General features: G+C 39.9%; 11 protein-coding genes. 4 read left to right on the forward strand and 7 right to left on the reverse strand.

Annotation, left to right across the window (positions count from 1 at the left end):
* Window positions 1-157: 157 nt before the first annotated feature.
* The 7 genes from L877_RS0107165 to L877_RS13535 are packed head-to-tail and all read right to left on the reverse strand — an operon-like array spanning window position 158 to window position 5,935.
* Window positions 158-1,051, reverse strand: coding sequence for a leucine-rich repeat domain-containing protein (locus L877_RS0107165; protein WP_026835479.1), 894 nt, complete (start codon window positions 1,049-1,051; stop codon window positions 158-160).
* 5 nt (window positions 1,052-1,056) lie between these two features.
* Complete coding sequence (locus L877_RS0107170) at window positions 1,057-2,010, reverse strand: leucine-rich repeat protein (RefSeq protein WP_026835480.1); 954 nt, start codon at window positions 2,008-2,010, stop codon at window positions 1,057-1,059.
* Window positions 1,994-3,385 carry an adenylate/guanylate cyclase domain-containing protein gene (locus L877_RS12585; RefSeq protein ID WP_051437738.1) on the reverse strand — a complete coding sequence of 464 codons (1,392 nt, stop codon included), beginning with the start codon at window positions 3,383-3,385 and terminating at the stop codon, window positions 1,994-1,996. Before L877_RS12585 ends, L877_RS0107170 begins: the two co-directional genes overlap by 17 nt.
* 14 nt (window positions 3,386-3,399) lie before the next feature.
* Window positions 3,400-3,972 (reverse strand): cyclic nucleotide-binding domain-containing protein, encoded by a 573-nt coding sequence (locus tag L877_RS13530; protein WP_051437739.1) that lies wholly within the window; start codon window positions 3,970-3,972, stop codon window positions 3,400-3,402.
* A 31-nt stretch (window positions 3,973-4,003) separates the two neighbouring features.
* Window positions 4,004-4,738, reverse strand: coding sequence for an N-acetylmuramoyl-L-alanine amidase (locus L877_RS12595; RefSeq protein ID WP_051437740.1), 735 nt, complete (start codon window positions 4,736-4,738; stop codon window positions 4,004-4,006).
* Between the two features lie 26 nt (window positions 4,739-4,764).
* Window positions 4,765-5,544: a PHP domain-containing protein gene (locus L877_RS0107190; RefSeq protein ID WP_242837132.1), complete on the reverse strand. Its 780-nt coding sequence runs from the start codon at window positions 5,542-5,544 to the stop codon at window positions 4,765-4,767.
* On the reverse strand, window positions 5,504-5,935 hold the full coding sequence (locus L877_RS13535) for a DUF1292 domain-containing protein (protein ID WP_051437741.1): 432 nt from the start codon (window positions 5,933-5,935) through the stop codon (window positions 5,504-5,506). The genes L877_RS0107190 and L877_RS13535 overlap by 41 nt, the downstream gene beginning before the upstream one ends.
* 173 nt (window positions 5,936-6,108) lie before the next feature.
* Between L877_RS13535 and L877_RS0107200 the strand changes: the two genes are divergently transcribed.
* The 4 genes from L877_RS0107200 to L877_RS0107215 all read left to right on the forward strand — a co-directional run bounded on the left by L877_RS0107200 (window position 6,109) and on the right by L877_RS0107215 (window position 10,004).
* Window positions 6,109-6,840: a lysophospholipid acyltransferase family protein gene (locus L877_RS0107200; RefSeq protein ID WP_034785354.1), complete on the forward strand. Its 732-nt coding sequence runs from the start codon at window positions 6,109-6,111 to the stop codon at window positions 6,838-6,840.
* A gap of 106 nt (window positions 6,841-6,946) precedes the next feature.
* A complete protein-coding gene (locus tag L877_RS0107205; protein ID WP_026835483.1) occupies window positions 6,947-7,408 on the forward strand; it encodes a hypothetical protein in 462 nt (153 codons plus the stop codon).
* Between the two features lie 96 nt (window positions 7,409-7,504).
* Window positions 7,505-8,377, forward strand: coding sequence for a 4-(cytidine 5'-diphospho)-2-C-methyl-D-erythritol kinase (gene ispE, locus L877_RS12605; RefSeq protein ID WP_051437742.1), 873 nt, complete (start codon window positions 7,505-7,507; stop codon window positions 8,375-8,377).
* 13 nt (window positions 8,378-8,390) lie between these two features.
* On the forward strand, window positions 8,391-10,004 hold the full coding sequence (locus L877_RS0107215) for a leucine-rich repeat domain-containing protein (RefSeq protein WP_026835484.1): 1,614 nt from the start codon (window positions 8,391-8,393) through the stop codon (window positions 10,002-10,004).
* Window positions 10,005-10,214: the final 210 nt, after the last annotated feature.

Genomic DNA, 10,214 nt, shown 5'->3' on the forward strand with positions numbered 1-10,214 from the left:
CTTTACAGTTTCTAATACGTCTTCCTTTTTGTTATTACCTGTCTCATTCGTATTTGCACATGAACACAAAACTAGCGCGACCAGTAAAAAAGGTAATATAGATTTCATAATTATCTCCTTAAATATTTTTCAGTCAATATTATATAAAAACCATTTATTAAAACTTCTTTGCCTTAACTACTTTTACCATCTTGTTTCCTGCGTTCTTCTTGATTATTTTTTTGTATTCTTTATACTTTGACTTTGGTACTACTACAGTGATTTTCTTAGGTTGCTTTTCATAAGAGCGGAATAAGTTTTTTCCCCATTTAGTCACTTTTGTTGATTTTATCTTTATCACTGTCAGCTTATCCATACCAGAAAATGCGCCATTTCCTATTTTAGAAACATTTAATGGTATTGTAAGTTTCTCTAACCCACAACCAATAAAAGCTTCCTTAGCAATTTTATTGAGGGTTTTAGGAAGGAAAATCTCCCTTAAATTATCATTTCCTGCCAAAAACTCTTTTCCCAAAATTTTTACTCCACTATTAATAATTAACTCCTTTAATTTTTTGCAACAAGATAGAGATTCAGAATCTAATCTTTTGACTGTCCCGGGAATAACTAGTTTTTTTATTGCAGTTCCAGCAAAAGCATCCTTTTTTATCTTTCTAAGTCCATATGGTAACTTTAACTTTTTTAGCATTTGACAATTATTAAATGCTTCTGATGATACTTCATATATACTTGGGGGTAAAACTACTTCCTCTAATTTTAAGAAACCTTCAAAACACATCTCACCTACACTCTTAACATTTCCGCTAATTACTAATTTTTCTGCATTATAAGCTTTTAAATACCTTGTCCATCCTGCCGAATCTCCCAAGTCACCCACATAGTCCATGTATCCATTCCCCCACACTTTCAATACCTTGGACTTTGTATTATAACTCCACCGCATGTTTCTCCATTTACCAGTTTTAACTTTGGCATCTACATTCGACGTTGTTAAGAACATTCCCAAAGTCAAGATGATTAACATTAATAGTATTAACTTTTTACTGTGCAAAATACTCACCTCCTCCTCAAATGACACTTTGAATCTGCATAATACCACTTATTATTTTTACTCACTGTCACATCTGCTGGATTTTGCTTTTCGTTTACATAGGTAATCGCATTTTTCCCGATACTTTCGACCCCAACCGGAATAAATATGTTGTTTCTTGGTACAATATCTGTATCAATGAGCAAACAATTCTTTCCCATTTTCTTCAATGAATCCGGAAGATGTATCTCTATCAATGTGTACTCGGTGCTGTTAACTTTCCATCTATTTAATACTGCTGGATGCCACAAATACAGTGCCTCATCTTCTAATATTTCGATAGAATCCGGCAAATCACATTTTGTCGACGCCAATGCTCTTTTCCCGACATAAGTCAAACCTTCATTCAAAACTATTAAACCAGTCCCCTCGCAGAATGCTTCATCTTCAAGCTTTTCACATGACATCGGCAATTTTACTTTGACTGCATCAGAGGCATGCTTGAACACTCCCTTTTGTATCACTTTACGACCTTCTTCAAATGTGATATCAAGCTTTCCTGTTCCTCTAAAATTCTCTTCTTTCAGCTCTACATTAGTTGGAATATTTACATGTAATTCTTTTGTTTGCTTTGGATTATCGCCGTCATACTTTAAAGCATTCTTTGAAATCTTAGTTATATTTTTAGGAACCACCAAGTTTTCTTCAATTTTATATATATCCTTAATTCCAACTAACTCATCGCCTTCAATTATTAGTCGGTCACTCGATATAGAAGGTATATCTTTGGCATCAACGTTCTTACTATCCACTTGTTTCTCCTGAACAGTAGTCTTATTCATTCCGTCAACAATTTGCTTATTATTGGCTTGACATGAGCATAGAACCACACAACATAGGAGCGCATATACAACGCTCCTACATTTACCTCTATTCCAATTTTTACTTTGAAATTTTAAGTCATCATTTAATCTGTTCATAATACTCCTCAAAACATTCCGGAACAGCCGTAAATCTAATCCTGATTTCTGCATCCTTAACTGATACAACTTTGGCATACAATTTATCTCCAATATCGAGAACTATATTATCATATAAACGTAGATCCGCATCTACATTGATAATTGCCTCTTCCTCTGAAATAGCAACCATAACCGCAGTATGCTCATGCATTCCCACATGTTTTTCATGTAAACGTCTATATGGCACTGTTGTCTTGTTTTCAAGATATGTAAGCTTGGCACGTTTGGAGGCAAGCGAAATATTATAAGGTTCTCCAATTCCCGAAATACTGCTAATTGTAATAGGCTCATTGACTCCCTTTGGTGCAATCTCAAACTCATCTTCTACTATAAGTTCTAGTTCCGCCAGTCTCTTCGTATCTGGATCTATGAGAATCTGTCCACCAACAGTATAACTCTCAATTCTTCCTGCGAGATTAACGCCGAGACCAGTCACACCATACTTTGTTCTCTTTTCCGATCCGATATTACCGACAATGACGGAATCTGAATTTAATCCTATTCCCATCTCTAGATGCGGATAACCTCGCTCCTCATTCCACACATTGATTTCTTTCATTTTATCCTGCATCTTAACTGCAGCTATTACCGCATCTCTTGCATAGTATTTATTCTCTGCTGGCGCCCCAAATATCGCCATTATTCCATCGCCAATGAATTCTATTATTGTTCCATTATTGTCCTGAATCACCTCAGTCATTTCACCCAAGTAGTGATTGAGCATGTTGAGAAGATCATCTGGAGCCATACGCTCGCTCATAGCCGTAAATCCGCGAACATCGCTCATCATTATGGCAACTTCTCGCTTCTTTCCACCCAAGGCAAGACCATCAGGTGTTTCAAGAAGTTCTCTCACTATATCATCCGAGAGAAAACGTCCAAAAGTCTCATTTAACAAAGTATTTCTCATCTCAAGCTGACTATTTAACGCTCTAATCTGTTCCATTGCTTTCACAGCATCTCTCAATTCCGCCAACTCACTGATATCACTAATAACAGAGATAAGCGCAACACGTTTACCATCATCCTCTAAAAATGAATTTCTTACATGAAGTGTTTTAAACTTTTCTCCATCATAATACTCTACGATACCTTCATGCAATTTGTTCTTGTCATATACTGCATCAAGTATCATCTGATTGAATCGATCATTTTCAGAGTATTCAAAAAAGCAAGCTGCAAACTTATTATCTATCAAATCAATTACAGCTCGCCCCAATATATTGGCAAGTGATTCATTTGCATATTCAATAACTCCGTCAAGTCCGATGACCATAACGCCCTCGGACATATCGCGGAGTATACTTCTTACAATGTAATCTTTATTCTTCATATATCACTCTCTTATTAATAACTTGAATAATGGTTAAAATAGTCCATAAACATGCTTGGATCTGCATGTTCGCTCTGATAATACTTTCCAATTGTATCATCATATTCCTTGTATATTTGGGCAAATTTCTTGATGGCTTTCTTGATTCCAAAACCATTTTTCTTTTTCTCTGCCTTCTCAATTGCCTTAGATACCTCCGGAGCTGTCATGATTTCTTCAATCTCTGCCAAAGTATGACATGCTTCCATATAGTCAACCGTGAGTGCGCGAAGTCTGCTGCTCAAGTGTTTCATGATTTCTACGCTCTTATCAGGATTTTTCTCAAAGAAGGATCCCACATCCTCAGCTTTTACCATCGTGAGCGAACAGTCCTCAATTGCAACTGCTGTAGCACTTCTTGGCATATTTTCAATTACGCCCATCTCACCAAAGTACTTGCCAGGCTCAAGCTCTGTCAGCATATTTTCTGCATCAGTTCCATACTCAACATAGATGCCTACCTTTCCACTGACAACATCATACATGCTATCTGCGGCATCTCCCTGATTAAAAATCACATCGCCCTTTTTAAACTCTCTAATTTCCATACTTTTTACCTCCAATTCTCTTGTTAAAATATTATGACAAGAAAGCATCTACTCCGTTGGCAATACCCCGAACCATCTTTCTTTGGTATTTTTTGCTTGCCATAAGCCTATCTTCCGCCGGATTACTCATAAATCCCATTTCTATAATTGTCACAGGAATTTTGCACCAGTTGATTCCGGTCATGCTATCAGTGCTCAAAACTCCCCTGTTTTTTGCGCCCGTAGCTTTGCAAAATTCGCGGATCATTTTTCTTGAAAATCTAATACTCTTTTTTCTAACTTTAGAAGTCAAGTACTTATTCGCATTTGTTGGAGCTATAGTTAGCGCCCCTTTCACAGAAGAGGCCCCCGCTGAATTAGCATGAATTCTAACAAATGCATCCGCCTTGACTTTATTGGCAATCTTTGCACGCTGGACATTGGATAATCTTACATTGTTCTTGGTTCTCACCATAACAACCTTATATCCACGGGATATCAGCTCTTTTCTGAGTTTTTTGGCCACAATTAGATTGAGCTTATACTCTGGAAGATGAGTCGAAACACCGCTGGCACCTCCCGTCACCTTGGCCTTTCTAACGCTTGAACCGGGTCCGTTTGGCTCTGTTGCACTCATCGCCCTAGTCTGATGTCCCGCATCTATGCAAACCACCTTGGGGCTCTTTGCCACGATCTCATCAACCGAATTTCCGCTGAAACCGGTAACTGAAGCAGCCATAAGTGTTAGTGCCAAAAGCGTTCTTTTAATCATCTTACAATTAATCACTTTATTTCCTCCACAGTTGTCTATATTTATACCAATTCATTGCATCTATTGTCATACCACTTGTCCCCATTGGTCAAAAGGTAATCCTGTCGTCCCAGAATTCTCTCACAATAATCTTTCACACTCGTGAGTCGCGTTCTAAATGCCACTCCTCCGCCAAAATGGTCCACTGAGTGTATATCACTCCCCGCTGTCGCCGGAAAATCATACTTTTTCGCATACTCGATTGCATTGATATCATACATCGGATCATTGTGACTTGTACTTTTCGGATTTGAGTGTGTAGCATTGATTGCCTCCACTCCATTGACATACTCCGGGAACAGTCTGATATCCGGGATATACCACTCTTCGCGATACGGATGAGCGTGAATAACCATCCCACCTGCATCATTTATCAGCTTGAATTGCTCCTGAACACTAGCTTCCCTTATTTCCGGATGATTTACCATCCACTCCTCGTCAACACCATAAATCAAAAACTCCGTGCCATTATATCCGGCCTCATAGCCAAAGAATACATCAAAATCATTCGCGTCTCCCCACTCCTTGGCCTCCCTGTAGCCCTGACAAAACGCATGAACCCAAGCATCCCAAGGGAGTTTCAGGTGAATACAAGTATTTCCACCCCAATTGTGATCCGTGACAAATATTCCGCTATAACCGGCTTCCTTGGCAGACTTTGCCATATCTACCGCTGAATTTCTAGCGCATGCACTTGCCTCTGACGTATGAAGATGCGTCTCATATAGGTAAGGATATTCTTTAATCAAGTTTTTTGTTGATAAACTCATCCCATTTTCCATCGTCATCATCCTCAAAATAGTTAGAATAATTCGTATACTTTCCCTTTGTTCCATCTTCATCGTCAAAGATGTTATAGACATTTCCATTTCCGTCATCGATCATGATCTCATCATCCTCTGACATGATCTCGTCAAACACTTCTCCAAGCGCCCCAAGAAGTTCGTCGTCCTCAAGCTGCTGAAGCTCAACTTCAACCTCTTCCCCATTTTTGTTCAATTCTATTCCAAAGAAATAAATCTCCTCGATTTTCTCATCTGTTGGTGTGAGAGCTGCATAATCCTGTCCTTCATACTCAAAAATACAGATCACCTCACACTCTAGTTCGGTTCCATCTTCTAACTCCAAAGAAACCATCATTTCTTCAATATCTTCCATATCAAAATCCTGCATTAGGTCTTCCTCCTTAAATCCATTAAATATTTCGCAAATATCGGATTTTATTTGCTTTCTAGCTTATATTTTATAATACCATAATGGCAAATTCTTGACAAGTAGAATGTTTTTAGATAGTATAATAAGGTAAAATAATAAAATGAATATTTACTTTGAAAAGAGGTAACCCTATGAGATTAATTTTAGTTTTACTTTTATACCTAATTGTCTCGATTTTAAGCATTCCGCTGCTAATCGTAGAGATAATCCTTCGCAAGGTTGCACCTTCTGCGTCCTTGAACTTTGCCATGTTCATGGTGACAATTTCATTCAATGTCGTCCTTTTCCTCTCCGGTTGCAAACGTGAGATTATAGGACTGGAAAATATTCCGAAGGATCAACCTGTCCTTTTTGCGGCAAATCACCGAAGTTTCTATGACATCATAGCAACTTACCCGCTCTTCATATCCGCGGGACATAAAACGGCATATATCTCCAAAAAGGAAATCCAAAAGTTCCCTGTAATCGGTCAGTGGATGTACTTTTTGAACTGTCTCTTCATAGACAGAGATGACATCAAGCAAAGCCTCGGTGTAATTATCAATGCCATTGCTCTTATCAAAGGAGGACAGTCTGTATATATCGCCCCTGAGGGCACTAGAAATACCGATGACACTCTTCTACCATTTAAAGAGGGCAGTATGAAAATAGCCATCAAGTCAGGAGCACCAATCGTTCCGGTATGCATAAAAGACACAGAAAAAATATTCGAGGACCATTTTCCTATGATAAAGGCACACAAGGTTAGCATCATAATCGGCGAGCCAATCTATCCTGATAAACTCGAGCCTTCTGAGCTCAAGAAGGTTGGCGCCATGACAAGGCTAAAGGTTCAGGAGATGTATGACCAAAGCGGAAAATAATTTTCCTCCTTCCTTTGACTTTTAACATTTTCTGTGGTAGAATGAACTTTAGTTGTGTGCACGTGCAAATCGTTGCATCAAATATAATAGAGAGGAAAGATGAAATATGAAAACATTTTTCATTGTTTTAGCAATTGTTGTTGCGGTACTTCTCATCCTTTCGATTGTTCTTTACTTTGTGGGCAAGAAGTTGCAGGCAAAGCAAGAGGAATCTCAGGCGCAGATGCAAGCCGCTTCCCAAATTACGTCGATTCTTGTTATCGATAAAAAGCGAATGAAGATGACGGAAGCTGGTCTTCCTAAATTAATTATTGAAAGTACACCTAAGTACTTAAGGCGTTCAAAAGTACCAATTGTCAAAGCAAAGATCGGGCCAAAGGTCATGTCACTTATGTGCGACGAGAAGATTTTCCCTCTTCTTCCAGTTAAGAAAGAGGTAAAAGTTGCCATTAGCGGTATTTATATCATGGACATCAAGGGCTCAAGGGCAAATCTTGTTAACCCTGAGAAAGAATTAGGATTCTGGGCAAGAAAACGCCACCAGCTTTTAACTAAATTTAACAAATAATTATAAGGTTCGTGTTGCAAATGTGGCGCGAACCTTTTATAATATTATAGTGTGAAGCATGCGCTGAACATTTTACTATCAAGATTGGAGAAGAATATGGATAACTTTTGGATAAACGCACCGGCAAAGATTAATTTGGGGTTAGATGTGTTGCGTCGCCGCGATGACGGATATCATGACGTCAAGATGATTATGCAAAATATTCGGCTATTTGACAAACTCACCCTCAACAAAACCAAGGCGCCTGGCATTACGCTCAAGACAAATCTGTCATTTCTTCCTACAGATGACAGCAACCTTGTCTACAAGAGCGCCAAGCTATTAATGGACGAATTCGACGTAAAAACTGGTGTTGAGATAGAACTTTTCAAGAGAATTCCTGTAGCCGCAGGTATGGCCGGCGGAAGTAGTGATGCTGCAGCTTGTATGATCGCCGTAAATATTTTGTTTGACTTGGGGCTTTCAGAAGAAGATCTGAAAAAGCGCGCAGTCACACTCGGCGCAGACATTCCCTTCTGCATTCAAAAGGGAACAGTGCTCTCCGAGGGCATCGGCGAAGTTCTCACAGACCTTCCCCCAGCACCTGATTGCAATGTTCTCATAGTAAAACCAAAATTCCACGTCTCGACGGGATTTGTCTATACCAATCTCGTTCTCGATGAAAACTCGCCACATCCCGACATCGATCTGATGATAAAAAATATCAAGGATGGCGACTTGGAGTCCATGTGCAAAAACATGGGAAATATCTTAGAAACTGTCACTATTCCTGAGTATCCGGAAATAGGCGATATCAAATCAAAAATAATGGAGTTTGGAGCTCTTGGCTCTCTCATGAGCGGAAGCGGCCCAACTGTATTTGGACTATTCAAAGACGAAGAAACTGCCAACAAGGCGCGAGATTACTTCCGCACCAACACAAATTACTTCGCCTTCAACACTACATTTTATCGCGTGAAAAGCGAATAAGGAGGATATAAAAATGAAAAGAAACACAGTCAAGAAAATTGCACTTGTGCTTGCAGCAAATCTTGCTCTCACATGTGCGATAAATGACGGACCATTTTTCAAAACAACAAATGGTTCTCTCAATGCAAAAGTAGCGCAGGCGGAAAGCTTTACCGGGGAACTCCCAAACGCCGCTGATTTCACTGCCGACTATGTGAACGGAATCTACACAATCACCGGATACAAGGGCGTTCCAAACCAGGATTTCATCGTCCCTGCAATCATCGGTGGCATTGAAGTCAAGGCAATTGGCGCAGATGCAATGGCAAATCTGGCAGGTGTGGTAAGAGTATACCTTCCTGACACACTGGAGTACATCGGCGACAGAGCATTTTACGGATGCAGCCTTCAGGCAATCGGCAGCTACACCTACACAGCTCCATCCAACACGGACGCATTGGTAGAGACCGCAACCATCGAATCGCCTGAAAGTCTCTCAATTACGCCTGTTTCAAACATCGAAACTTCCATAAATCTCCCAAGCCACTTAGTTGAAATCGGAACAAGTGCTTTCGAGGCCACAAATCTCAACATAAATCTTGTTGCAGTAAATAGCCAGATGAAATCCATCGGAAACCGTGCATTTGCAAATTCTCGCAATCTTCAAACTTTTGCAATCCTTCCAGGTGCAACCGTGGAGCGCATCGGAAACAACGCCTTCACCGACAACAACTTGCACGAGTTCCATATTTACGGAAAAGTGGGCACCATCTGCTCAAAAGCCTTCGAAAATGTCCCTAACCTGACAAATTTCGTAGTCGAAGACAAGGGATCTGTTAACGCCCTTGAATCATACGCATTCACAGGTTCATGTAACCTTCACTATGTGACTTTGCGCGGTGTTTCAAATGTTGGAAGCTATGCCTTCGCAGAGTGCGGAAACATGGAAAATGTCTATATTTCATCAAATACCGGATACACCCTCGGCGCATTCGCATTTAAAAATGCAGCAATTCACAATGTAAATCTCGACACCGGCCTTAAATCAGTCGAAAAAGGAACTTTTGAGGATTGCAAAAACATCGTAAAAGTTCATCTTCCTGACTCCGTTACATATGTCGCAGATGATGCATTCAAAAACGTAACAACTCTTCAGGAATTGACACTTAACGATAACGCTGTTGTGGCACCAAACGCCTTCGCCGGTGCATCTGGCACAACACTTAATACACTTAGATCAACATCCAATAAGAGCATCCTCTATAGCCTTGGTGGTTCAAACAAATCATCAAACTCTTCAATGGGAACTCTTACAAAAGTTAAACTATCAAAACTTAAAATCAATAAAAAGAAAAAAACTGCCAAATTGACTTGGTCCGTAAACCCTGCCGCCAGCGGCTATGTGGTTTACCGCAAGCAAGTTAAGATTGTAAAGAACAAAAAGAAACAAAAGAAGCTTAACAAAAAGGCCAAGTTCAAGAAACTAAAAACAGTTAAGGCACCAACAACAAGCCTTACTGTAAAACTCAAGAAAAAGACAACAACAACCTTCTACGTAAAGGCCTACGTAAAGCTCCAAGTAGCAAGCAAAACAAATATGATCTACAGCAAAGCCTCAAATAAAAAGAGCGTAAAACTTAAGAAATAAGATGATTTCGCCCCCTGCAGCAGCAGGGGGCTTTGTTGTGTTGGGGGGGCTGATGGTTGGGGGGATTTCGGGTACACTTAAGCTTGCTTGGGAACTAAGCAAGTCGCTCCGCGGGCATGCCAAACCTCACTTTCTCAATTTTGGCATGCCCCTAAGCTCACTTGAGAACTTGGATAGTCTCTCTGGGGGCATGCCTATTTTACGTTTCGC

It is taken from the genome of Eubacterium xylanophilum ATCC 35991 (assembly GCF_000518685.1).
GTDB lineage: Bacteria > Bacillota > Clostridia > Lachnospirales > Lachnospiraceae > Eubacterium_F > Eubacterium_F xylanophilum.

Bases quoted from the DNA above. Each gene is read 5' to 3' on its own strand.
- L877_RS12585 (WP_051437738.1), bottom strand. From the start codon at position 3,385: ATGAAGAATAAAGATTACATTGTAAGAAGTATACTCCGCGATATGTCC.
- L877_RS0107170 (WP_026835480.1), bottom strand. From the start codon at position 2,010: ATGAACAGATTAAATGATGACTTAAAATTTCAAAGTAAAAATTGGAAT.
- L877_RS0107205 (WP_026835483.1), top strand. From the start codon at position 6,947: ATGAAAACATTTTTCATTGTTTTAGCAATTGTTGTTGCGGTACTTCTC.
- L877_RS0107190 (WP_242837132.1), bottom strand. From the start codon at position 5,544: ATGGAAAATGGGATGAGTTTATCAACAAAAAACTTGATTAAAGAATAT.
- ispE (WP_051437742.1), top strand. From the start codon at position 7,505: ATGGATAACTTTTGGATAAACGCACCGGCAAAGATTAATTTGGGGTTA.
- L877_RS13530 (WP_051437739.1), bottom strand. From the start codon at position 3,972: ATGGAAATTAGAGAGTTTAAAAAGGGCGATGTGATTTTTAATCAGGGA.
- L877_RS0107200 (WP_034785354.1), top strand. From the start codon at position 6,109: ATGAGATTAATTTTAGTTTTACTTTTATACCTAATTGTCTCGATTTTA.
- L877_RS0107215 (WP_026835484.1), top strand. From the start codon at position 8,391: ATGAAAAGAAACACAGTCAAGAAAATTGCACTTGTGCTTGCAGCAAAT.
- L877_RS13535 (WP_051437741.1), bottom strand. From the start codon at position 5,935: ATGCAGGATTTTGATATGGAAGATATTGAAGAAATGATGGTTTCTTTG.